20 protein-coding genes and 2 pseudogenes are annotated in these 23,542 nt (G+C 68.8%); 14 read left to right on the top strand and 8 right to left on the bottom strand.

Annotation, left to right across the window (positions count from 1 at the left end):
• Nucleotides 1-296: pseudogene (locus HLK59_RS34485) on the top strand (hypothetical protein); the annotation flags it as partial.
• 26 nt (nt 297-322) lie between these two features.
• Nucleotides 323-2,419, top strand: coding sequence for a hypothetical protein (locus HLK59_RS34480; RefSeq protein ID WP_346779876.1), 2,097 nt, complete (start codon nt 323-325; stop codon nt 2,417-2,419).
• A 185-nt stretch (nt 2,420-2,604) separates the two neighbouring features.
• Here HLK59_RS34480 and HLK59_RS51425 read toward each other — a convergent pair whose 3' ends face one another.
• Both HLK59_RS51425 and HLK59_RS34470 read right to left on the bottom strand, forming a co-directional pair.
• The gene (locus tag HLK59_RS51425; protein WP_240982807.1) at nt 2,605-3,066 is read right to left on the bottom strand and encodes a hypothetical protein; all 462 of its coding nucleotides are present in this window, start codon (nt 3,064-3,066) and stop codon (nt 2,605-2,607) included.
• A gap of 48 nt (nt 3,067-3,114) precedes the next feature.
• Nucleotides 3,115-3,666, bottom strand: a complete 552-nt coding sequence (locus tag HLK59_RS34470) for a hypothetical protein (RefSeq protein WP_171145530.1) — start codon at nt 3,664-3,666, stop codon at nt 3,115-3,117.
• A gap of 299 nt (nt 3,667-3,965) precedes the next feature.
• Between HLK59_RS34470 and HLK59_RS34465 the strand changes: the two genes are divergently transcribed.
• From HLK59_RS34465 to HLK59_RS34420, 10 genes are all read left to right on the top strand, one after another.
• Nucleotides 3,966-6,350, top strand: a complete 2,385-nt coding sequence (locus tag HLK59_RS34465) for an endonuclease/exonuclease/phosphatase family protein (RefSeq protein ID WP_171145533.1) — start codon at nt 3,966-3,968, stop codon at nt 6,348-6,350.
• 163 nt (nt 6,351-6,513) lie between these two features.
• Nucleotides 6,514-8,052 (top strand): putative T7SS-secreted protein, encoded by a 1,539-nt coding sequence (locus HLK59_RS34460; RefSeq protein ID WP_346779875.1) that lies wholly within the window; start codon nt 6,514-6,516, stop codon nt 8,050-8,052.
• 2 nt (nt 8,053-8,054) lie between these two features.
• Nucleotides 8,055-8,375 (top strand): hypothetical protein, encoded by a 321-nt coding sequence (locus HLK59_RS34455; RefSeq protein WP_171145529.1) that lies wholly within the window; start codon nt 8,055-8,057, stop codon nt 8,373-8,375.
• A 205-nt stretch (nt 8,376-8,580) separates the two neighbouring features.
• Nucleotides 8,581-9,252 carry a hypothetical protein gene (locus HLK59_RS34450; RefSeq protein ID WP_171145528.1) on the top strand — a complete coding sequence of 224 codons (672 nt, stop codon included), beginning with the start codon at nt 8,581-8,583 and terminating at the stop codon, nt 9,250-9,252.
• Nucleotides 9,243-10,334, top strand: coding sequence for a hypothetical protein (locus tag HLK59_RS34445; RefSeq protein WP_171145527.1), 1,092 nt, complete (start codon nt 9,243-9,245; stop codon nt 10,332-10,334). Before HLK59_RS34450 ends, HLK59_RS34445 begins: the two co-directional genes overlap by 10 nt.
• Before the next feature lie 35 nt (nt 10,335-10,369).
• Nucleotides 10,370-10,666, top strand: coding sequence for a hypothetical protein (locus HLK59_RS34440; RefSeq protein WP_171145526.1), 297 nt, complete (start codon nt 10,370-10,372; stop codon nt 10,664-10,666).
• Nucleotides 10,666-12,015 carry a hypothetical protein gene (locus HLK59_RS34435; RefSeq protein WP_346779874.1) on the top strand — a complete coding sequence of 450 codons (1,350 nt, stop codon included), beginning with the start codon at nt 10,666-10,668 and terminating at the stop codon, nt 12,013-12,015. Before HLK59_RS34440 ends, HLK59_RS34435 begins: the two co-directional genes overlap by 1 nt.
• 9 nt (nt 12,016-12,024) lie before the next feature.
• Nucleotides 12,025-12,438, top strand: a complete 414-nt coding sequence (locus tag HLK59_RS34430; RefSeq protein WP_171145525.1) for a hypothetical protein — start codon at nt 12,025-12,027, stop codon at nt 12,436-12,438.
• 85 nt (nt 12,439-12,523) lie between these two features.
• Nucleotides 12,524-13,057, top strand: coding sequence for a hypothetical protein (locus HLK59_RS34425; RefSeq protein ID WP_240982806.1), 534 nt, complete (start codon nt 12,524-12,526; stop codon nt 13,055-13,057).
• 40 nt (nt 13,058-13,097) lie between these two features.
• On the top strand, nt 13,098-13,739 hold the full coding sequence (locus HLK59_RS34420) for a hypothetical protein (protein ID WP_171145524.1): 642 nt from the start codon (nt 13,098-13,100) through the stop codon (nt 13,737-13,739).
• Between the two features lie 67 nt (nt 13,740-13,806).
• On the opposite strand, the gene HLK59_RS34415 is transcribed toward HLK59_RS34420, so the two are convergent.
• The 5 genes from HLK59_RS34415 to HLK59_RS34395 form a co-directional block, all read right to left on the bottom strand.
• Nucleotides 13,807-14,418 carry a hypothetical protein gene (locus tag HLK59_RS34415; RefSeq protein ID WP_171145523.1) on the bottom strand — a complete coding sequence of 204 codons (612 nt, stop codon included), beginning with the start codon at nt 14,416-14,418 and terminating at the stop codon, nt 13,807-13,809.
• The gene (locus tag HLK59_RS34410; RefSeq protein WP_171145522.1) at nt 14,415-15,065 is read right to left on the bottom strand and encodes a hypothetical protein; all 651 of its coding nucleotides are present in this window, start codon (nt 15,063-15,065) and stop codon (nt 14,415-14,417) included. Before HLK59_RS34410 ends, HLK59_RS34415 begins: the two co-directional genes overlap by 4 nt.
• Before the next feature lie 51 nt (nt 15,066-15,116).
• On the bottom strand, nt 15,117-16,511 hold the full coding sequence (locus HLK59_RS34405) for a hypothetical protein (protein WP_171145521.1): 1,395 nt from the start codon (nt 16,509-16,511) through the stop codon (nt 15,117-15,119).
• A 3-nt stretch (nt 16,512-16,514) separates the two neighbouring features.
• Nucleotides 16,515-16,829 (bottom strand): hypothetical protein, encoded by a 315-nt coding sequence (locus HLK59_RS34400; RefSeq protein ID WP_171145520.1) that lies wholly within the window; start codon nt 16,827-16,829, stop codon nt 16,515-16,517.
• Nucleotides 16,830-16,956: 127 nt separating this feature from the next.
• Complete coding sequence (locus HLK59_RS34395; protein ID WP_095046767.1) at nt 16,957-17,256, bottom strand: WXG100 family type VII secretion target; 300 nt, start codon at nt 17,254-17,256, stop codon at nt 16,957-16,959.
• Nucleotides 17,257-17,558: 302 nt separating this feature from the next.
• On the opposite strand from HLK59_RS34395, the gene HLK59_RS34390 reads away from it, so the two are divergent.
• Together HLK59_RS34390 and HLK59_RS34385 are read left to right on the top strand one after the other, a co-directional pair.
• Nucleotides 17,559-22,151, top strand: coding sequence for an FtsK/SpoIIIE domain-containing protein (locus HLK59_RS34390; protein ID WP_171145519.1), 4,593 nt, complete (start codon nt 17,559-17,561; stop codon nt 22,149-22,151).
• A gap of 108 nt (nt 22,152-22,259) precedes the next feature.
• On the top strand, nt 22,260-22,694 hold the full coding sequence (locus tag HLK59_RS34385) for a hypothetical protein (RefSeq protein WP_171145518.1): 435 nt from the start codon (nt 22,260-22,262) through the stop codon (nt 22,692-22,694).
• Here HLK59_RS34385 and HLK59_RS34380 read toward each other — a convergent pair.
• Nucleotides 22,687-23,542 (bottom strand): annotated as a pseudogene (locus HLK59_RS34380) (serine/threonine protein kinase); the annotation flags it as partial. The gene HLK59_RS34385 and the pseudogene HLK59_RS34380 overlap by 8 nt on opposite strands.

Below are 23,542 nucleotides of genomic sequence, written 5' to 3'. Positions count from 1 at the left end.
TCCCCTGGCAGCTCGACCCCGCCCGCCGCCCCGACACCGACGTCACCCACGCCGTACTGACCGACCGCCGCCTCCTCGTCCTGGGCGCCCTCGACGACCCGAGGGACCCGTGGGAAGAGGTGCTCTGGGAGGTCGAGTTGAGCGCCGTCGCCACCGTGGAGCGCAGGAAGTACAGCACCGAGCGGCGCGACTTCCGGATCGTGTTCACGGACGGCTCCTGGTGCCGCCTCACCTCCCGCGACGGCGAACGACTGCTCAGCCACTTCGCGACGCCTCAGGCCACCGTTTCGCACTAGCGAAGCCCCCCAGTAGAGTGCCGCGCGTGACAGCAGGCGGGGAACGGGGGCGCACGGCGATGAGGGCGGCAGCGAAGACGAACGGCGCGATCAGAGCCCGCCTCCTCACCCTCCTCACCCTCCTCGCTTTGCTGATCACGGCGTTCGCAGCCGCCACTCCCGTCGCCCAGGCCGCCGACTCCACGGACACCCAGGCCGCCTATCTCGCCGCCCAACTCCGCACCGACCCGGTCTACGTCACCGACCAACTCCCGCGAGAGATCCCCCAGTCCACCGCCCCCGCCTTCGCGAAGCTCGCCCAGCGCACCGGCGTAGCGACCTACGTCCTCGTCCTCCCGGCGCAGGCCACCACCGGTGCCGGCCTGCTTGACGCGGTCCACGACCGCCTCGGCAAGGACGGCCTGTACGTACTGATGGACGAGTCGTCGGTCACGGAGGCCACGGCGTACGGGGTACAGGTCCCGGCGGAGGACGCGGCAACCGTCGCGTCCTACGAACTCCCTTATGACGCAGGCCCGTTGCGCAGCTTCGAACGCTTCGCCGACGCCATCGCGCAGGGCGGCGGGAAGGCCGCGGCCCGTGCCGAAGCGGCACGCGAGAAGTACGGCGAGGGCGACGAACCGGCCGACCTGTACATCGGCCCGTCCGACCGCGAGAACCAGTCGATGCTCACAGGGCTGGCGGTCACCGGCGTACCCCTGCTGATGCTGCTGCTGGTTCCTTATGTACGACGCTGGTGGCGCCGCCGCCCCGGAGCGGCACCCCGCGAACAGGCGAAGGGCAAGTCGAAGCCCTCCGGATTCTGGATCCTCCCCGCGCTCGCCCTGGCCACCGCCGTGGCGATCATCCTCTCCGCCCCGCTCCTCTTCGACCAGACCCGGTCGAGCGCCTCACCCCCGCCGAGGGCGATCGACCTCAACGCCCGCCTCGACCGCGTCGCGACGGGCCTGGCCGAGGACCCGGTGTACGCGGACCCGGAGAGCCCCCGGGTGCTGGACACCGCCCAACTGGACCGACTCCACACCCGTATCGAGAAGTTCAGCTCCTCCCAGGGCGGCGGCCCGGTCTTCGTCGCGCTCGTCCCGCAGATCTTCGAGGACGAGTCCCAGGGCGACGAGGAGGCGTTCGCGGCGGCGGTCCGCGACAAACTCGGCGGCAAGGACGGCGTCTACATCGTCGCCGACCCGCTGGACGGCTACATCGACGTCTTCAACTATGGCCTGGGACTGGACACTTACAGCTCCTTCTTCGATCTGCCGGAGTCCCTCTCGTACGGGGACGCGAAGGCGGACGAGGCCGACGACCACCTCCTGGGCGAGCGCCTCGACGACGTAATGGGCATCCTCGACAAGACCGCCCGCACGGACGAGCCGACCACCCCCGGCGACCCGTACCCGGTCACGGACCCCGTCACCGAGGACGACCTCCCCCCGCTCTACTACGGCGACTTCTGGTCCGCGCTGTTCCTGGGCGCCCTCGCCGCGCTGCTGCTCTTCGGCCTCGCGGCGGCCGTCCTGGGCATCGTCCGCAGGCTGCTGCGGCGCCGCAATCCGGAGCCGCTCCCGACCGCGCTGCTGCCCCAAGTCTCCCCGGCGGCACCGTCGTTGCCGTATCTGCGCGAGACGGCGACGACCGAGATCCGCGCCATGACCACCGCCTTCGGCACCGGCGCAACCGCGGACGCCCGGTCCCTCGACCGCTACGAAGCCACGATGGTGCTGGTCGATGAAGCCTCCGCAGCGGGCGGCTCGGGCGAGGACCTCGACGTCCTCCGCCCCGCCGCCCTCGTCGTGATCATCGTCCTCGCCCGAGCCACGCGCGCCGCCCTAGCCGGCGACGACACCACCCGCTGCTGCGGCGTGAACCCCCTGCACGGCCCGGCCAAGTCCAGCTGCCATGTACGGGTGTCGACGGAGGGCAACCGCCGCAAGATGCTCCCCCTCTGCGACCGCTGCCTCAACGACACGGCCCCGAACGACTACCCCGCCCTGCTCCTGACACTGCCGGGCCAGGACGACGAGTCGGAACGGACCCCGTACTACGAGGACGACCTTCTCTCCGCCATCCCCGACGGCTTCACCAAACTCGGCCGACACGTGCGAGAGTCGGTACACATCCACTGACGCGGGGGCGCGTCAAGCTATCCGCCGCCCCACCCGGCGACCGCTGGGCCGCCGGGACCGCGTAACGGCGGCGACCTGCGGTACTGCACGACGGCCCTCCGCGATCACAACGCCCCGAAGTCCTCACGTCGGCCAGGAAGGACGGCCGCGTGGTGCCGTAGCGGCAAGGGCGACACGAGGAGGCCTCACTCGCACCAACGGCCGTCATCCCGGTCCGCGACGATCTCCGCCTGCAAGGTCCCCTCATCCGGCCCCCAGACCGTCAGATACCCGGTCGTATCGCCGACCGGTTTGCTGAAGCAGTCGTCGGCCACGGCCCGCCAGCCCTGCGCGGCCGCCCTGTCCCGGTAGTGCCGGAGCGCGCTCTGCCGGGACCCGTCGTACGCGTAGGACCGCCCGGCGACCACGAACCGGTCGTCGTCATCGCACTCCTGATACGACTCCCCGCTCCGGCTCCCGTCCGGCGCCGCCTCCAGCACGGACTCCCCCGCCAGCACCTCCCCGAGCCGCTCCTCCGCGTCCCCGCACCCGTGGTCGAGAAGCAGATTCCCCGCCGGGGACCCCACCACGACGTACCCGGCCGTACCCAGCAGCCCGCCCGCGACCACCAGCGCGGCCAGCGTTTTCCCCACCTTGTGCATACGCATGGCGCGGAACGCTAGCGCAGACCGGGCGCCCGCAGCAGCGTCCGGCGGCTACCGCGCGACCCGGCTCTTCCCCTTGCCCTTCTTCCGCAACTTCCGCATCCGCTCCCGCCGTTCCGCCTCCCCGGCCTCGACGACGGCCCGGCGCCACCGGTGGCAGAGCCACCCGAGGGAGCCCGCGGCAAGGGCGTAGGCGAGGAACGCGGTGCCGGTCCCGGGGACGTACTCGCACGCGGACGACCGGCAGTTCCGGCCGGGAAGCCCGCTGAACAGGACCACGACCGGCCCGATCGCGGCCACCCAGCCCACGGCGCCCGCGACGGCACGCGCCCCGCGCAGCCACCGCGCCTCATCCGCCTTGCCGGCGGCCCCGATCCCGTACGCCGCCCCCGCCCCGATCCAGCCGAGCACACTGACGACCCCGAGCCCGATGCCACCGGTCCACGCCCCGCCGGGCAGCCCCACGAGCTCCGGGACCGCCTCCCGTCCGAGCCACCGCGCACCCCCGAAGACCAGCACGAGCACCGCAAGCCCGACGACCAGGAAGACCAGAAACCCGGCAATTCCCCACGCATCCCGCACCCGCGACCGATCACGGCTCACTTCATGCCCCCGTACTCCACTCGTCCCCTCATCCACCTGTTCCCAGGATTTAACCTACGCCCTCTTGGCGCCCCCGCTTCTACGCGCGTAACTTGAGCCGACTCCCCACGGTCCGCACATCCCCGCCACAAGTACCACCGACCGAAGGCGCGTTGCCGCACCCGCCGTCCGACGTCCGATCCGAGGAGACCGCCAGCGTGTCCAGCCCCGATGGAAGACCCCGCGAGGAAAGCAGCCCCCGCGAGGGAACGAGCACCCGCCAGGGAAGAAACCGCCGCGCCGCCTACCCGCTGATAGCCGTGGGCGCGGCCGGAGCGCTCGCCCTGACCGCCCTCCCCGCCTGGACCGCGGTCGCCGTTCCGTCGGCCACCGCCGTGATCTCGGAGGTGTACGGCGGCGGAGGCAACTCGGGGGCCACCCTGACCCGGGACTTCGTCGAGCTCGCCAACGCGGGCTCCGAGGTCTTCGACCTGTCGGCCTACAGCGTGCAGTACCTGCCGGGCGCCGCCTCCGCGAGCTCGCAGTGGCAGGTCACCGCCCTGAGCGGTTCGCTCGCCGCCGGTGGCCACTACCTGGTCGGCGAGGGCACCGGCAGCGGCGGTACGACGACCCTGCCGACCCCCGACGCCTCCGGCTCCATCGCGATGAGCGCCACCACCGGCACCATCGCCCTGGTCTCCGGCACGACCGCGCTGACCTGCAAGACCGCCGCGGACTGCACGGCCGACAGCCGGGTCCTCGACATCGTGGGCTACGGCACCGCGGTCGTCCGCGAGGGCAGCGGCCCCGCGACCGGCGCCTCCAACACCGCCTCGGTCGCCCGCGCCGACTCCCTGGCCGACACGGACGACAACGCGACGGACCTCACCGCCGCCACCCCCTCTCCCGTCAACGCGGCGGGCCAGACCCCGGATTCGGGCGGTGGTGACGGCGGTGGCGGCGGTACGACGGACCCGGGCACCGTCCGCGTCCACGACATCCAGGGCACCACGCGCCTCTCGCCGTACGCCGGCAAGGCGGTCACCCGTGTCCCCGGCATCGTGACCGGCGTCCGCACGAGCGGCTCGAAGGGCTACTGGATCCAGGACCCGGAAGCGGACTCCGACGCCCGTACCAGCGAAGGCGTCTTCGTCTACACCGGCTCGGCCACGCCCGCCGTCGCGGTGGGCGACTCGGTCCTGGTCACCGGCAAGGTCACCGAGTACTACCCGGCCAGTGGCCAGCAGTCGCTCACCGAGATCACCGGCCCGGTGACGACGGTCCTCTCCTCCGGCAACGCGCTTCCGGACGCGGTCACCCTGGACGCGTCCTCCGTCCCCGACGCGTACACGCCCTCCGCCGACGGCGGCAGCATCGAGTCGCTCGCCCTCGAACCCACCACGTACGCCCTGGACTTCTACGAGTCCCTGGAGGGCATGCGGACCGCGTTCAGCGACGCCCGCGTGACCGGCGCGACCACGGCGTACGACGAGCTGTGGGTCACGGTCAAGCCCGACGAGAACCCGACGAAGCGCGGCGGCACGCTCTACTCGGGCTACGACCAGCAGAACACGGGCCGGGTGAAGGTGCTGTCACTGGACTCCTCGGTGGCCTTCCCGACGGCCAATGTGGGCGATGTCCTGTCCGGCACCACCACGGGCCCCCTCGACTACTCCTCCTACGGCGGCTACAACGTCCAGGCCACCCAGCTGGGCACGCTGGCCTCGGGCTCGCTGAAGCAGGAGGTCACCCGCCGCCAGAAGGGCGGAGAGCTGGCGGTGGCCACGTACAACGTCGAGAACCTGGACGCCCTCGACGACCAGGAGAAGTTCGACCGCCTGGCCACGGGTGTCGCGGTCAACCTCAACTCCCCTGACATCGTGGCCCTGGAGGAGATCCAGGACGACAACGGTGCCACGAACGACGGCACGTTGACGTCCGAGGCGACCCTCACGAAGTTCACCGACGCCATCCGTGCGGCGGGCGGCCCCCGTTACTCCTGGCGCTACATCGCGCCCGAGAACAACCAGGACGGCGGGGAGCCCGGCGGCAACATCCGCCAGGTCTTCCTCTTCAACGCCAAGCGGGTCTCCTTCGTGGACCGCGCGGGCGGCGACGCGACCACGGCGACGAGCGTGGTGAAGACGCGGAAGGGCGCGCAGCTCACGTACTCCCCGGGCCGTGTCAACCCGACGAGCGACGCGTGGGACAGCAGCCGCAAGCCCCTGGTGGGCGAGTTCCTCTTCCACGGCGAGTCGGTCTTCGTCATCGCCAACCACTTCACCTCCAAGGGCGGCGACCAGTCCCTCCACAGCCGCTACCAGCCCCCGGCCCGCAGCTCGGAGACGCAGCGCGCGGCACAGGCGGCGGAGGTCAACACCTTCGTCAAGTCGCTGCTGACCGCCGACAAGGACGCGAAGGCGGTGGTCCTCGGTGACCTGAACGACTTCGAGTTCTCGGGCACGATGACGGCCCTGACCTCCGGCAAGGTCCTTCGCCCCCTGATCACCACCCTGCCCGCCGCCGAGCGCTACACCTACGTCTACGACGGCAACTCCCAGACCCTGGACCACACGTTGACGACTCCGGCCGTCACCCACTTCGACTACGACGTGGTCCACATCAACGCGGAGTTCGCGAACCAGGCGAGCGACCACGACCCGCAGATCGTGCGGATCGACGTGAGCCGGTGCCGGGGTCACTGACCTCACTGACCTCACTGACTCCCCGACGGCCCCGGACGCCTTCTCCAACGCGTCCGGGGCCGCCGCCCGTTCGCACACCGGAACCGTGCGCTAGATTCACACGCGAGTTCTGATACACGCGTTGTAGACGTTCGAGACGTTGCAGGTGTTACGGGGGAAGCACGTGTCCAACAGGCCGACGGACTGGCACATACTCGACCTGGACAAAGACCCCACCCCCGGCGACCCCCAACGCATCCGCAAACTCGCCGGCACCCTCCACGACTTCGCCGACGACGTCGCCGACGCCCTGCGCGACCTCAAAGGCATCGCCACCGAAGACGAGATCCTCTCCTGGGCCGGCAAAACCGCCAAAACCTTCGCCGACCAGTTCGGCGACGCCCCCAAACAACTACGCAAACTCCGCAAGTCCTACGACCTCGCAGGCGACGCCCTCGCCTCCTTCTGGCCCGACCTCGAAATCGCCCAGACCAAAGCCGACAAAGCCCTCCGCGACGGCCGCACAGCACGAGACGAACTCACCACCGCACAGACCGCGCTGTCCGGCGCCAACGACTGGATGCGCACCGCCACCGCCAAAGCCGACTCCTACGACCCCGCCAAGACCGGCGGCACACAGGTCCCCACCCCCGACGAGGCCGACGTCCGCCGCGCCACCCGCGACGCCCAACACGCCAAAACCCGCCAGACCACCGCCCAACACAACGTCGACACCGCACAGAACGCCCTCGACGCCGCCAAAAAACTCGCGGGCCAAGCCAAAGCCCTCCGCGAAGAAGCCGCCCACCGCACCGTCACCAAACTCAAAGAAGCCTCCGACGCCGGCATCCCCAACCGCCACTGGTGGGAAGAGATCGGCGACTGGGTCGCCGACCACTGGGACGAAATCGTCACCGTCTGCAAATGGGTCGTCGCCGTCGTCGGCATCATCGTCATGATCATCGGCGGCCCCCTCGGCTGGCTCGTCTTCGCCGCCGCCCTCGTCGTCCTCGCCGACACCGTCCGAAAAATGCTCAACGGCACCGCCGGCTGGGGCGACCTCGCCTGGGCACTCCTCGACTGCATACCCGCCACCAAAGGCCTCACCAGCATCGCCAAACTCGGCAAACTCTGGAAAGCCGGCGGACTCCGAGCCCTCGGCACCGGAGCCATGGCAGGCATCGGCGGCGGCCTCAGCAACCTCGCCAATATGGCCAGAGGAGTTCGCGACGGACTTCAGGGTCTCCGGCAGGTCGACCGGATGCTCCAGACCGGAGGGGCGCTGCGCCGGGCACGCAGCGACGTGGACTTCGTCACCGAATGGGCGGACGAGGCGTACGACACGATCCGTTCCACGGACGACATCGACAATGTGGCGGCATCGGCGGCGGAACACGGATTCTCCCGATCCGATGTGGAGCAGATCAAGAATCACCTCTTCGAAGAGGAGCATCTGCTCGACAGTTACGGCGACGCGTATATGGCACGTTTCGACTCGAACCCACGAATAGCCGAGGCTTGGCAGCGCCTTTCGAACGGTGATCCACATCCGGCCGACATAGACCTGCTCCGGCACGAACTGCATGAGTCGAACCACATGAGGAGCACCGGCAGCCAGAGCTACAGCGAAGCTCATCGGGCTACGATCGACGCTGGATACACTTGGGATCAAGCTGCCGCCGCCCGCGACGGACACGGGCGCCCTGTCACCGCCGAGGAATAAAGATGGCCCACTCCTTCCTGCTCAAACTGACAAGTTCCGGAGCGTCTCCGCACATCTACCGAGCCCTCGTGGACGGCACCCGAGAGACCTTCCTGACCCTCGACGAGGATTCCGCCTCGATTCAACTGACGGATTCCCAGGGAAACTCCACCGGGGTCATGCGAATGAACCTGTCCGACGGGAACGTAAAAGTGAACTCCTCGGAATCGACACCGGAACTCCAATCCGAAGCCGATGACTTCTCGCTGATGGCAGCCCACCTCGCCTCGCAATGGAAGCGCCTCGGCCACGCCCCGACCGAGATCCGAAAGTTCTTCGCCTGACCGGGAATCGGATGTCCGGAGCACAGAAGCGTGCGTCCGGAGCCGTCGCCCGTTCGGGCACGATCAGGACACAGCTCACACCCACAAACGCCCCATACGCCCGGAATTGCCCACGTTCACAGGCAAGTTCGCTCTGGCGAAACCGAGAACCCCACCGATACCGTCAGACCTCTTGACTGAACTTATTTCTCACGGGGAGTTCACTGTGAAGCGCCGCTCTTTGCCCGTTGCTGCCGCGCTGGCGGCAACGGCGGCACTCCTGTTGACGGCCTGCGGCAGCGGGGACGACAGCGCCAGCGACAACGACAAGATCGCGGGCGCCGACCAGAGTTCGAAGACGCCGAGCGCATCGGCTTCAGCCTCCGGTGCACCAGCGGAGGACAAGCCGGACGGGGTGGACGTGTCCCTGCCGAAGGACATCAACCTGGTCTTCGACTGGGACAAGCCGAAGGACAAGAACGAGGCGGCGGCGATGGAGGATGCCGCGAACTTCGTCCGCGCCATTTACCACGGCGTCGATAAGCGCACATCCAAGGTCGCAGCCGTGACCACCTACTCCACGGGCGGGGGACTGCACTACGCGCAGACCCAGATCAACGACCGAGTCGACGGCGGCTGGACGGCTACCGGCACCCGCCGCCACTACGACGTCACCACTCGATCCGCGTCGAATGGCAGTTCGGTGGAGGTCGCGTTCTGCGTGGACTCAAGCAAGTTCTACGGCAAGGAGGTCAAGACCGGAAAGGTCCTGACCAGCAAGCCCAGCATCGCCGACTACGACTACTTCAAGATCATCATGGTCAAGTACCCCACGGACGAGAATCTGTGGCAGGCCTCCAATGTGTACGTAGAGGAGAAGGCGGCGAAGTGCCAGTGACCAGGTACAGGCGTACTGCGCTCAGCGCTGGCATCGCTACCCTGACGCTGGCTTTCAGCATCCTCACCCTCGCGGAGCCGGCCTACTCGGCAGAACCGTCGGCCAACGGCAACGGCTCCGGCAAGGATGAGTCAGGCGGCAGCGACAACACCGGCATCTACGCCGCCGCGAAGATCCAGTACTCCGGCTCCGTAGCCAAGGGCGGCGGCGCCGGCAACGTCACGTCCTCCGACGTCAACTGGACGCCCCCGCCCTGCTGGTACGCCCCCTACCTCGGCGCCAAGGACTTCAAGAAGAAGATGTCCGAGTCGATCGATAGCGCCATGAACACCCCCGGCATGGGCGGCACGGCGGGCGCCGCACTCGGCGAGCTCCAGCGCCACTACGAGGACGACTACGGCTGGACCGACACCCCCGGCTACAAGGACTACAACGTCGACAAGGACGGCGAGGGGATGTTCTGGGCCGCCGTCGAGAACCCCGACGAGCCGGACGTCCTCAAGCGGAGCTCGTGCAACGACATCCCGTTCTGGGTGGACAACGGCGAAGCCCCGCCGCCCCAGTACGAGGAGGCGATCACGCCGGAGATCCTCGCGGCATTGGCCTACCAGCACATGGAGCTCCCGGCCACCGAGGTCACCCTCGCGCCCGAGGCCGTCACCAAGGTGAACCTGGCGACCTGGGCCTGGCTCGACAAGGCCGTCTTCGACGAGGTCCAGGCCACGGCGGCCCTCAACGTCCCCGGCTTCAACATCCAGGCCACGACCACCGCCAAGCCGGTCTCCCTGAAGCTTGAGCCGGGCACCGACGACGCCCAGACCTACCCGGCCTCCGGCGAGTGCACCATCAACGCCGACGGCTCCATCGGCGAGCCCTGGGCCAAGGGCAAGTCCGACGAAACCCCGCCCTGCGGCCTCAAATACCTCCGCTCCTCCGGCGACGGCACGTACAAGCTCCGCGCGACCATCACCTGGGAAATCAACTGGACCGGCACCGGAGGCGCCGGCGGCGACCTTCCCAACGGCACCTTCGGGGCCACGCAGGACATCACCGTCCAGGAGATCCAGGCCGTCAACCGGTGATCACAGAATCGCCATACGCAGGGGGAGGGTCCTGAGTGTCCGGCTCAGACCTCACGGTCGACTACGACTTTCTCTCCGATTCCGAGAAAAAGCTCAGCCAACTCAAGAAGACGTTCAAGGACATCGAGAACCGTCGTGACGATATGCGCGAGCACTGGGGTTCCGGAAAGATCGCCGACGTGATGAATGATTTCGTCGACAACTGGGACGACTACCGCACCAAACTCGTCGAAAGCCTCGACACCGTCGGTCAGATGGTGGCCGGTACCAAGAAGGCATTCGAGGATCTCGACACCCAGTTGGCCAAGCGCGACGAGAAGAAGCAGAAGTAGTGACGCCTACATCCAAGCGCCGCCCGCTGGACTGGCAGCCGCTCCGCGACTCCGACCCTGTACCCGGAGACCCGGAGGAGATCCGCGCCGAGGTCAGCCACATGGTGTCGGTCGCCCAGAAGCTGCGAGACCAGGCCAAGAACCTCCAGACGATCAGCAACGAGGACACACTCAAGGGCAAGTACGTCAAGCGCCTTCGTGAGGAGTCCTCCACGCTGGAGAAGCACATGCGGGAGGTGGCCAGTCGTTACGAGCGCGTCCACAGCCATCTGACCACGTGGTCCAACGAGTTGGAGGACTTCCAGAGCGAGGCCGACAAAGTCCTGCGCCGGGCCAAGGAAAGACAGGACGAGCTTGAGGCCGAAAAGGCCAAGGAGGCCGACTCCGGTGACAAGAGCACACCCAAACCTTCCGTCAGCGGAACCGACCACGATCCGTATCTGACGTACCGGAATCAGCTGAACACCATCACCGATGATCGCGACAGCCGCGCGGACCACCACGAGGGTAAGATCCGCGCGGAAATCGAAGACATCATCGAGGACTCGTGGTGGGACAACGCAAAGGGCTGGGTCCATGACCACGCGGACGGAATCAAGGCCTTCATAGATGTTCTTGGCTGGGTCGCGACGGTGGCGGGCTTCCTGGCACTCGCCATCCCCGGCTTGAACCTGCTCGTCCTTGGCATCGCGCTGCTCACCGTCGGGCTCAGGCTCCTCTTGGTGGCGTCCGGCGACGCCACCTGGACGGATGTCATCTTCGACGTCGTGGGCGGGCTGCTCGTCGTGGGTGGCATCGGGGCTGCCACGAAGCTCGCCAGCGGCGCCAAGGCCACCGTGGGCGCCGCTCAGGCCGCCCGGACCGCCGGGCTGAGCCGAGGGCTCGGCGGGGTCAAGGGCATCCTGGACGACACAGGGCGGCTGATGACCAAATTGCCGCAAGGGCCGGGGCGGCAGGCCCTCGGAGCGGCCCGGAACGCCATGCGCAAGTCCATCTCCCAGAACGTCGGCCTGGTGGCCAAGGGGCCGCTGAGGGTCAGCCCGTTGTCGACGCTGGTGCACCTCGGCGACAAGGAGATGGCCGGCATGGCGAAGATGCTGCAGGCGAACAAGGCCACCTTCCCGGCGGCCGCGGGTGCTGCGGCGGACAAGGCGTACAAGTCCTATCAGGCGGGCCTCGGCATCGCCTGGACCGGCATGGGGATGGACGTCATGGACAAGACGCTCGGAAAGAGTGACCTGACAAGCTGGACCCACGAGAACTTCGGTACCGACGAGAAGCCGTACAACGCGGCGTACTCGGACTGGAAGGACAACACCCTGAAGCCCGCCCCCGACACCCACTGGTGAGGAATGACCATGGACCTGAACTCGGCGCACCGCATTGCCGAGGCCGAAGCCGCCCGCACCGGGCTCGGCACCGGCCCCAACCGGCGGCTCCGGCTGACGCTGATCATCGGGATGCCGCTGTTCCTGCCGGTATTGGGAATCATGATCCTGGTGCCGAAGTCCCTGATGAATGACGTGCTCCACGTCTATGAGGCCGGGATCGTCGGCTGCCTCCTGCACTACGTCTGGGTGTTCGTGAAGTACCCCCGGTACGCGGGCCGTCCGCCCTACCTCACCCGGGATCTCGCCATGGGCGGCGGATTCTTCCTGCCCTCGCTGTTCTTCGGCTTCTGGCCCGGCATGATCGCCGCTCCGGCGTGGGCGCTCTTCGTAGGCGTTGCCTACGCCGTGGAAGTGACGCGGGGGCGCAATGACCATCGATGAGCACCGTCGGCCCCCGAACGGTTTCAACTTGGTGCCGCCGCCCGGCTGGGACGTGATTCCGCTACGCAGGGGCACCGCGGAAGCGATGGACCGCATCGTTCGGAAGGCCGTAGCGCAATTGCCCGTGGGCTTTCCCAAGGACGACATTCCCAAGGCCCGGTTGAAGCTCAGCCAGGAGATGAAAAAGGTCGTCCACCGGGCCCGCGCCAAGGGAGGTATGACCCTCTACCTCCCCACCGAACGCTTGCACGGCATCGTGCTGCCCGTTTCGTTCGTGGCTTCGGCGCCGATCGAGATCCCCCGAGTCAGGCCCGACAGCGGCCCTGAAGCGGTCCTGGCCGCGCTCGCCTCCGAGATCCCCGGTGCCGAGACACGGGAACTCGACGACACCGCGGCCCTGCGCTCGGAGCGAGACGTACCCGCCGACGCGGCGCAGGGCGTCGACGTCGCTCACCGCCGGGTCGAGTACTTCGTTCCTGTCCCGGACAGCGCCCCCGACCAGTACCTCGCCTTCTCCTTCAGCGCCCTGATCGCACCTGGCTCGGATCGCGCCTTCCACGACACCCTCGTGGAGCTGTTCGATGCCGTGATGGGCACCTTCCGCTGGAGCTACGCCTGAAGGCTTCCTTCCGCCGTGCCCCCGAAGAAAGAGACCACCCATGTCCGAAGGCACCCTGTGGAGCACCGACCTCGGCGCCCCGCTCCACATCGACACGGATGCCGATCCAGACCTCTGGGGCTATCTCCACGTCCAGATCGACAAGAAGACCTTCAAGGAATGGCTGGACCTGCACCTGACCGGCCTGGCCGCCGTCCACGACATCGAACTCACCCGCAAATTGCGGCGTTTCCACAAGACTTTCTACGAGCAGACGATCGTCACGCTCCGGGACAAGCTCCAGGCCGACGAGGCATTCGTCTACCACCCCGTCCCACTGACCTACATGCCGCTGGTGATGCACGCCACCCGCCTCCACTGCGAAGCCCATGACGCGGCCTCCTGCGAGGGAGCCACCGCGCTCACGGTGCCGCACCCGGAGATCCCCGAGTGGCAGCAGCGAACCGGCAGCGTGCCGTTCGCCTCTCCGCACCTGGGCGCGAACGGAGTCCGGGTCACCCGCTCCTACCCCGCGGACAGCACCATCATGATGACCTCGGTGACGTACCACTGGCACACCGCGCCCGGCCTCCCCGACGTCATGCTCCGCGGCCACCACGACGATCCGGAAGTGATCGCCGCCGCGCTGGAGGCGCTGGACGACTTCGCGCGAACGCTCCGACTTCCCGGTACGGCCCACTGAGGTCTTTCTGCGTTGCCGCACCAGTGCCCGGTTCGTGGTCAGGCGCGGCCTGCCCGGTCACCGCCGGTCACTTCCAGTGCAACGTCCCCGCCACCGTGTCGAACAGCTCCACCATCTGATCCGCCAGCTGATCGATGGGGGTGGAGAAGTTCAGCAGCAGCCAGCGTGTGGTGGTCGGGATCGGTACGTAGTAGGTGAGGGTGGTGGTCGGCAGGGTGTTGCCCAACTGGCGGGCGGGGTCGGCCAGTTCGCGGCGGCGTTGGCGTACCGCCTGGCCGGCTACGGACAGTTGGACCACGCCGATCTCGCCGTTGTCGCCGCGGCTCCGGTCGGCGAGGTGTTCGGCCAGTGCCTCGGCGTCCGAGGTCTCCGGCCATTCGTCGGGGCCCGGCACGCTGATGAGCAGGGAGGATGCCAGGGGGACGGGGCCGACGGCCATCGTGGAGAGGTAGAGCTCCGTGCCGCCGACCTGGTAGGCGTCCTTCGCCTTGCGCTGGAGGTCCTGCATGAACTGCTTCTTCAGCAGCGGGGCGTTGTCCTGGCCGCGGAACGTCAGCTCGGCGAGGGCGATGATGCCCCGGTCGCGCTCCTGCGGGTCGAGGGAGAGCTGGAACCAGCCGTCCGGGACGACGACGTTGTAGTCGGTGGGTGCCGAGGAGAACTGGTCGGCCGTCCTCATGCCGTACCCCCCTCGGTGGGACGCGTCGGCAGCGGGGTGATCCGCATGGTCCGCACCGCCTCGTCGGCCAGCTCGGCGATCTGCTCGGTGACGGCGATCTTCTCCCAGGTCACCGTGACGACGATGAGACTCTGCATGTCGGGCGGGAAGACGGCGTACTTGACGAACTCGGTCAGCTTGCGGCCGAAGCCGAGCATGCGCTTGGCCTGGAGCATGGCCTGGATACGTACGGCGGGTCCGGCGGCGAGTTCGAGGTGGGTGATCTCCGGGGCGCCCGTGACCTTTGCGTTCCCCCACTCCAGAAGCAGCGGGATGACCTCGTCCGCGCCGGGGCGCGGCACGCCCTCGTCGCCGTAGGAGTCGACCATGAGGTTGGCCAGGGCCTCCCCCGCCTCGGAGTAGTACGCCGCCGCGAGGGTGGGCACGTCGTCGTTGAGGTCGACGGCCCGCTCGACCATGTCGTCGAAGACCGCGCTCTTCTCGATCTCCAGACCGAGCGGGTTGAGCCGGTTCACGACCTCCGTGGCCAGCGCCTTGGCCTCGGCCTTGGTGCCGTCGCGCAGCGTCAGATCGATCCAGCCCGGCTGGAACTCGAAGGTGCACTCGAAAGTCTCGTCCAGGGGGGCCGGATCATCCGGTGCGGTCATGCTCGGTCCTTTCGTGCGGGTGCGGGTGCGGACGCTCCGTCGAGCGGGGGCTCAGTCACCGAGACCGACCATCTTCTGAAGGTTTCCGTCCAAGCTCAGCCCGCCCAGGGTAATACCGGCCCCGACGACGGACAGACGGCTGGCCGACTTGGATATCTGGTTGATGGCGTTGGCGTCGAATTGACCACCCAGGGCCGCGGTTCCCATCTTGACCGATTTCAGGTCGGAGGCGACACCGGGGTCGGCCATGGAGAATGACTTGGGCAGTCCCTTGAGGGCACTTCCCCCACCGCGCAGACCCAATTCGTTCTTGGCGGCGGCCCAGTTCCCACCGCCGGGCTTCAGCGTCTTCAGGTTCTTCGCCCACGCGGCCTTCGAGAAGGGTTCCGTGAAGGGCTCCTTGAGCGACTTCAGAATGTCGCCCTTCTGGAATTTCACGTCCTTGTAGGCGGCCCGCCGCAGATTCTTGTTGGCACGGCTCACCTGCCTTGCGGTGCGCGCCGCTCCGGCCTTTCCGACCCGTCCCAGTGTGTTCTTCGCGAACTTGCCCGCGATCTTGGAGAAGCCCTTTCCGACACCCATCATCAGGAATCCGAGGGCCGCCATTCCGACATCCATCCAGTCGGCGTTGCCCTGGGCGACCTGGACGAGCGTGGCGATGAAGTTGATGAGGGTCGCGATCATGGCGATGGCGCCCAGCACACCGGCCAGGGCCTGTCCGATCACCGGGATCCAGCCGACGATCAGCGAAAGGATTCCGCATACGGTGGCGACCCAGGAGGTGATCTCCGCGATGCTGTCGGTCAGGGTCTCCCAGAACCCGTCCTTCAGGGAGTCGTGGTTGATGACCGCGTCCAGGGACTCACGTGCGCGCTTGGCGGCGGCGTCACGGATCCTCTTGGCCTCGTTGATCTTCTCCCGTGCGGCCTCGATCTCGTCACCGGCCGCGTCCCGCTTCGCCTCCAGGTCCTTGCGGTCCTTGTCGACGTCCTCTTTCTTGCGGTCCTTGCCCGACAGACCGTCGATGCTCTTCTGGGACGCGCTCTTGCGGTCGTCGGCGTCCTTCGCGTCCTTGAGGGCGGCGTCGGCTATCTCCTGGGCGCGGTTGAGGTCGGAGGCGTAGTTCTTCGCGCCGGCGGTCACCTTGTCCTGGTATCCACCGCCCACTTCGTCGACGCGGCTGCCGATGGCCGTGGCGGCGGTGTCGTACCTCTTGAAGACCGCTTCCAGCTTCTTGACGTTGCCCGAGGCCTTCTCGCGGAACTCCTTGCCGGCCTTGCTGTCCCAGGCGTCGACCTCGGCGACGGCCTTCAGATTGCGGATCTGCCGTTCGACCTCGTCCGCCGTCTTGCGCAGCGTCTTGCCCAGGGACGCCATGCGGTCGGCGTCTCCGGGAATGGGGTCGCTGTCCGCGACCGGGTGCCAGTCGCGTGGCCGTCCAGCCATCGGTCAGTTCCCCTTCTTCGGATCCTGGGCATCACGAAGTGCCTGGGCCAACTGGTGGTCGATGTCCTCGTACGCCTGCCCCGCGGCCTTGGCTATCTGGGCCAGCACGTCGATCTCCTCGGTCAGCCTCTTACGGCTGAGCTTCCAGTTGTCGGCGAAGTCCCCGAACTTGTCGGCCAGATCGCCGTTCCCGAAGTCGTCCTCGTACTTGCCGCCCAGATCCTCCAGGCCGTCGAACGCCTTCTTGATATTGCCGAGCCCTTTGCCCATTTCCTTGATCACCTCAAGGTCGAGCTTCTGATCGCTCCCGCCCGCCACGGCGCCCCCATCATGTCGATCCGCCGGCCCGAGCCGGCACCCCGTTGAAAACAGCCCGATGCCGAACAGCCCGGTGCGACGAGACGTTCATGTCCCGTCGCACCGAGGCATGCCGCCCGTGACAGGCTCAGCCCTTGGCGCTCTTCGCCAGCTGGTCGTCCAGGTCCTCGTACGCCTTCTTCGCGTTGGTGAGGAACTTGGACAGACCCTCCAGACCCTTGACGGTCTTCGCCGCGCCCTTGGTGAAGTCCTTGATGGACTCGTCGTAGGCGCCGGAGGCCTTCGTGGTGGTGAAGCCGTTGGCGACGAGCTCCTCGACACCCTTCTCGATGGACTTCAACATGTCTTCCATGTCGCCCATCGCCTTGATGAGGTCGTTGGCCTTCTTCTCCATCTCGGAATAAGTAAGGTCTGTGTCCTTGGCCATGACGGCTCTCCCTCCCGTTGCGGTCGCCGCAGGGCCATCCCCGTGGCTCGACTGATGCGATCGGGCCGGACATCACCGGCCGTCCGCATGAGCAAAGATCTTACGGGTGGGGCTGTAGGGATGACAGGGACGTCCGGCAACGGAAGCGTGAACCAGTGCGCATCCCGGAAGCGTCCCGGGAGCGTTCCGGTCCTGTGAAGCCCGTGTGCATCCCGTTGCGCAGGGGAAAGGTGCGCCGGTTAAGGTCACTGCACTGAGTTCAGCGTTCCGGGGGCGGCCTCAGCCCAGCGAGGAGGACGAACGTGCGCCTGAGTCTGACCGTCGTCGACCCGATCGGCGGGGCCAGCGCCGACGTGGTGCTCGACGCCGATCCGGAGTCGTCGGTCGGCGACATCACTCGGGAGCTGGCACGCCACGTCGGCCTCGACGGCGGCGCGCAGATCATCCCCATCGGCGGGCATACGAGCGGGTCTGCGAACCCCGGTGGCGCACCCCAGGCGTTCGTCGACGGCTACCCCCTGGACCCCGCCGCGAACATCGTCGGCTCGGCACTGCGCGAGGGCGCCGTCGTCAGCCTGCACGATCCGGCCGGCTGTCTCCTCGGTGAGCCGACCGGCATCGTCGAGTTCCGGGTGGCCGGCGGCCCCGCCGCGGGCGCCGTGCACCGGCTCGGCGTGGGGCGGTACGACATCGGCAGCGGCCCGGCCGCGCCCCTGCGTATCGACGACCCCGAACTCGACGCGCGCGCCGCCACCTTGTCCATCGCCATCGACGGCAAGTGCGAGGTCACCCTCCACGGAACAAAGACCAGCAAGCAGGACAAAGACAAGGACGGCGACAGCACCGACTCACCCCGTCTCGACGGCGAGGACTTCGACGGCGGCCCCTGGCCCCTCGGCTCCCAACTCGCCCTGGGCAACACCCTCCTGGAGATAGACGGCTACAGCCCGCCGAACGCGGCCCTGAAGTGGTCGGAGGACGGCGCCGGACTCGACTACAACCGGCCTCCGCGACTGCGCCCGGCGGAGCGCAAGACACAGTTCCGGCTGCCCTCTCCGCCCAGGGACTACGAGGCCCGGCCGCTGCCCTGGCTGATGGCCCTGTTCCCGCTGGTCGGCGCCGTGGTCTCGGTCATGATCTTCGGCCGCTGGTACTACATGATCATGGCGCTGATGAGCCCCCTGATGCTCTTCGGCAACTACTTCATGGACAAGAAGCACGGGCGCAAGTCCCATGCGAAGCAGGTCAAGGAGTACAAGGAGCACAAGGAGCGGATCGAGAAGGACGCCGAGGACGCGCTGCGTCTGGAGCGGCTCGACCGGCGTAAGGCCATCCCCGATCCGGCCGCCGTGCTGGCCTTCGGCACCGGGCCCCGTACCCGGCTGTGGGAGCGGCGGCGCACCGACGCCGACCACCTCCTCCTGCGCGTCGGCACCGGCCGGGTCCGGTCCGAGGTCGTCCTCGACGACCCCGAGCAGGACGAGCACAAGCGCCAGGTCACATGGAAGATCCAGGACTCGCCCGTCGCCCTGCCGCTGCGGGACCTCGGGATCATCGGTATCGCCGGTCCCGGTGACTCCGCCCAGGCGCTCGGGCGGTGGATCGTCGCCCAGACCGCCGTGCTGCACAGCCCGATGGACGTGCAGTTCTACGTGCTCACCGAGCACGAGGCGCACCCGCGCTGGGACTGGGTGCGCTGGCTGCCGCACTCCCGCCCGGCGAGCGGCCAGGACGTCAACGTCCTGATCGGGACGGACGCCGAGACCGTCGGCGCGCGCGTCGGCGAGCTGACCCAGCTGCTCGACGCCCGGCAGAAGGCCCTCAAGGAGCACAACAACAGCGGCGGCGGCCCCGCCTTCTCCGACCCCGACATCGTCGTCGTATGGGACGGGTCGCGGCGGCTGCGCTCGATGCCCGGTGTCGTACGACTGCTGCGCGAGGGCCCGGCCGTCGCCATCTACGCCCTCTGTCTGGACGAGGAGGAGCGGTTCCTGCCCGGCGAGTGCCAGGCCTACGTCGTGGCCGAACCCCGGCACACCGACGAGAGCGCCGCCGCGACACCCGTGGCGCAGGCGTCCGCCGGTGGCTTCCCCTCCTTCCAGGCCTGGCACCACGGCGCCCAGCAGGACCAGCGGGACACCGAGCAGGCCCTCGAACTGCGGCTGCGGGTCGAGCAGACCGGCTCCCGCCGCAGGACCGACGTCCGGCCCGACTTCGTCTCCGCCGGCTGGTGCGCACGGCTGTCCCGGTCGCTGTCGCCCCTGCGGGACATCAGCGGCGAGACCGAGGACTCCGCGCTCCCCTCCGCCAGCCGCCTCCTCGACGTGCTCCAGCTGGAACCGCCGACGCGCGACGACATCGCCGCACGCTGGCGCATGGGCGGGCAGTCCACGATGGCGGTCATCGGCGAGTCCTACGACGGTCCCTTCGGCATCGATCTGCGGCGGGACGGCCCGCACGGGCTCATCGCCGGCACGACCGGTTCCGGCAAGTCGGAGCTGCTCCAGACCATCGTCGCCGCGCTCGCCGTCGCCAACACCCCCGAGAACATGACGTTCGTCCTCGTCGACTACAAGGGCGGATCCGCCTTCAAGGACTGCGTCAAACTCCCGCACACCGTCGGCATGGTCACCGACCTGGACGCCCATCTCGTCGAGCGCGCCCTGGAGTCGCTGGGCGCGGAACTGAAGCGGCGCGAGCACATCCTCGCGGCGGCCGACGCCAAGGACATCGAGGACTACCAGGACCTGGTACGCCGGGACCCGTCCCACGCGCATGTGCCCCGACTGCTCATCGTCATCGACGAGTTCGCGTCCATGGTCCGTGACCTGCCCGACTTCGTCACCGGCCTCGTCAACATCGCCCAGCGAGGCCGTTCCCTCGGCATCCACCTCCTGCTGGCCACCCAGCGGCCCAGCGGTGTCGTGTCGCCCGAGATCCGCGCCAACACCAACCTGCGGATCGCGCTGCGCGTGACCGACGCCGGTGAGTCGACGGATGTCATCGACGCGCCCGACGCCGGTCACATCGCCAAGAGCACCCCGGGTCGCGCGTACGTCCGGCTCGGCCACGCCTCCCTCGTCCCCTTCCAGTCCGGCCGCGTCGGCGGCCGCCGCCCGGGTGCCGCCGATCCGGCCGCGCTCGCGCCGTGGGCCGGGCAGCTCGACTGGCAGAAGCTGGGCCGGGCCGGGCTCACCAAGCCCAAGTCCGAGGCCCGCGAGGACGACGAGATCACCGACCTCAAGGTGCTCGTGGACGCCGTACGGGAGGCCAACCAGGCCCTGGGCATTCCGGCCCAGCACTCCCCGTGGCTGCCCGCCCTGGACGAGACGCTGCTGCTGGACGAGATCCCCGCGGTGCAGGGCCGCGGGACGCTGGCGGCGGCTCCGTACGGCATCGAGGACCTGCCGTCCGACCAGGCCCGCCGCCCGGTCGTCGTCGACTTCTCCACCTTCGGGCACCTGCTCGTCGCCGGCGCCCCGCGCAGCGGCCGCTCGCAGGTGCTGCGCACGATCGCCGGTTCCCTGGCCCGTACGCTGTCCAGCGCCGATGTCCACCTGTACGGCATCGACTGCGGCAACGGCGCCCTGAACGCGCTGACCAGCCTGCCGCACTGCGGTGCGGTCGTCGGCCGCAACCAGCAGGAGCGTGTCATCCGGCTCTTCAGCCGGCTGACCGGTGAACTCAACCGGCGCCAGGAGCTGTTGGCGGAGAAGGGCTACGCCGACATCGGCGAGCAGCGGTCCTTCGCCGCCGAGGACGAGCGGCTGCCGCACATCGTGGTGCTGCTCGACCGCTGGGAGGGCTGGCTGCCCACGCTCGGCGAGTACAACCACGGTGATCTCACCGACCAGGTGATGGCGCTGATGCGGGAGGGCGCGAGCGTCGGCCTGCATCTGGTGATCACCGGCGACCGCCAGCTGCTGACGGGACGGATCTCGTCCCTCACCGAGGACAAGTACGGTCTGCGGCTCGCGGACCGCGGTGACTTCTCCATGCTGGACATCAACGCCCGCAAGATCCCCGAGGAGATCCCGCCCGGCCGCGGGTACGCCAGCGAGACGGCCACGGAGACCCAGTTCGCGCTGCTGGCCGAGGACACCACCGGTCAGGGCCAGGCCGCGGCCCTCGTCGCGATCGGCGAGGCCGCCGCCGCGCGGGACGCCGAACTGCCGCGCTCGCGCCGCCCGTTCCGCGTCGACGTGCTGCCCAGCCGGATCTCCTTCGCCGACGCCTGGGCGATGCGCGACCCGGCGACCAGCGCTTCCCCGCTCTGGTCCCTGGTCGGTGTCGGCGGCGACGAGCTCACCGCCTTCGGCCCCGATCTCTCCCAGGGCGTCCCGGCGTTCGTGATCGGCGGCCCCGCGAAGTCCGGACGCAGCACGGTGCTGCTGAACGTCGCGCGGTCCTACCTCGCCCAGGGCGTACGGCTGATCCTCGCGGCACCCCGCCCCTCTCCGCTGCGTGAACTGGAGGGCCAGGAGGGGGTGTTGAAGGTCTTCACGGGCCGGGACATCGACGAGGACGAGATGGAGGAGCTCATCGGCTCGGCCAGTCCCGAGCAGCCGATCGTCACCCTGGTCGACGACGCGGAGGTCCATGACGACTGCGACGCCGAGGACATCTTCAAGCGCATCGTCGAGCGCGGCGTCGAGGAGGGTCTCGCCGTCGTCATCGCCGGTGACGAGGAGGAGATCTGCGACGGCTTCTCCGGCTGGCAGGTCGACATGAAGAAGGCCCGCCGCGGCATCCTCCTCTCCCCGCAGGACAGTTCGGCGGGCGAGCTGATCGGCATCCGCACGAACCGGAGCATGGTCGGCGGCCAGATCACCCCGGGCAAGGGCATGCTCCACCTGGGCACCGGGGAGCACACGACCGTCACGACGCCGATGTAGGGGGCCGGAAACACGAAAGGGCCGCGGGACGCGTGGTCACGGAAGGCGGCGGGGTCCGCGCTGCGGTACGAGCACCGGCCGGGGCGTCCGGCGTCGCCGATCGCGAGGATGAGCGTCGGGGACAAGGTGTTCGGCTGCCTGGTGCCGCCGGTCTTCGTCCTCCTCATCCTGCCGCTGGTCGCCATCGACATGAACTGGGGCCACGACATCCGGGGCCCCCTCGCGCCCGCCTGGCCCGGCGGCTCGTACACCTTCGCGGCCACGGTCGGCGCTCTGGCGCCCCTGGCCTTCGGTGCCTGGGTGGCGCCGCTGACCCGAATGCGGTGGAAGGAGAGCAAGCCGCGCTCACTGGCCTGGGTGGCGGCCTCGTTCCCCGGACTCGCGGCCTGCTACCTGGTCGCCGCGGTGATCGGCGCGTACTCGCGCCCCAGGCGGCGCAGCCACTGGGACGACGACTGCCACACCACGGTCGGCTCCTGCTGGGCGCACGAGCAGTACCCGTACCCGTGGGCGGCCGACTCCCCCGCACCCGCCGCTAGTTGACCTTCGACATCCGCGCCTCGGGATTCCCTTCCGCCGCGCTCTCCGAGACGTATCTCAGATCGTCCCCCACCGGCTCCAGCCGCACCGTGTGGGGCTCCGGGTTGCAGCCGCCGTGGTTGCTCTTCGCGCCCACGGACGTCGCCACGAGCCCGGTCTTGGTCACTTCCTTCAGGGTGAGTACGTCGTTGCAGACACCGCCGAAGATGTCCGTCTGCTTGAGCTTGCCCAACTCCTCGCCGACGGCCGCCTCTTCGACGGTCATCCGGAAGGTGCCCATGGGGATGCCGGAGCCGCTGCCCTCTCCCTCCCAGGTGCCGAGGTAGCGGTCCGGGACCACCTGCTCCGGCGGCTCGGCCGCGCTGGACTCGTCGGCCGTGGGCCGCGCCGACGTCGAGGTGCTGGGCGTGGCGTAGGAGTCCGAACCCGCGCCGCCCGCGTCGTCGTTGCGCCCGCCCGGCATCAGGTCGAACACCACCACGGACCCCACCGTCACCGCGGCCAGCGCCCCCGCCACCGCGAGCGCGACCGTGCAGCTCATGCGTCGGCCACGGCCCGCCACCCCGGTCGCCGAGGTGGCCGCCACAGAGACGGTGAGCCTGCCCGGACGGGCGTCGGACGGCGGGACGGCGTCATGAGGTCCGGCCCCGCGGGGCTCGGGCACGGCGCCGGACGGGTGGCTGCTCCCCGGGGCGAAGGCGGGCCGCGCCGGCACCGACAGGGACGGCACGGCCACGGAGGCGGCCCCGGACACAGCACCCGGCATGACCGGCGGCGGCCCGAACTCCCCGACTGTCGGCGCACCGCCAGCGGCCCCGGCCGTCGAAGCCTCAGCCCCCACCGCCGCCCCC

Origin of the sequence: Streptomyces sp. S3(2020), from assembly GCF_013044505.1 — a bacterium.
Taxonomy (GTDB): Bacteria; Actinomycetota; Actinomycetes; order Streptomycetales; family Streptomycetaceae; genus Streptomyces.
The sequence above is the reverse complement of the archived record's forward strand: the minus strand, read 5'-3'. Positions and strand labels throughout refer to the sequence as shown.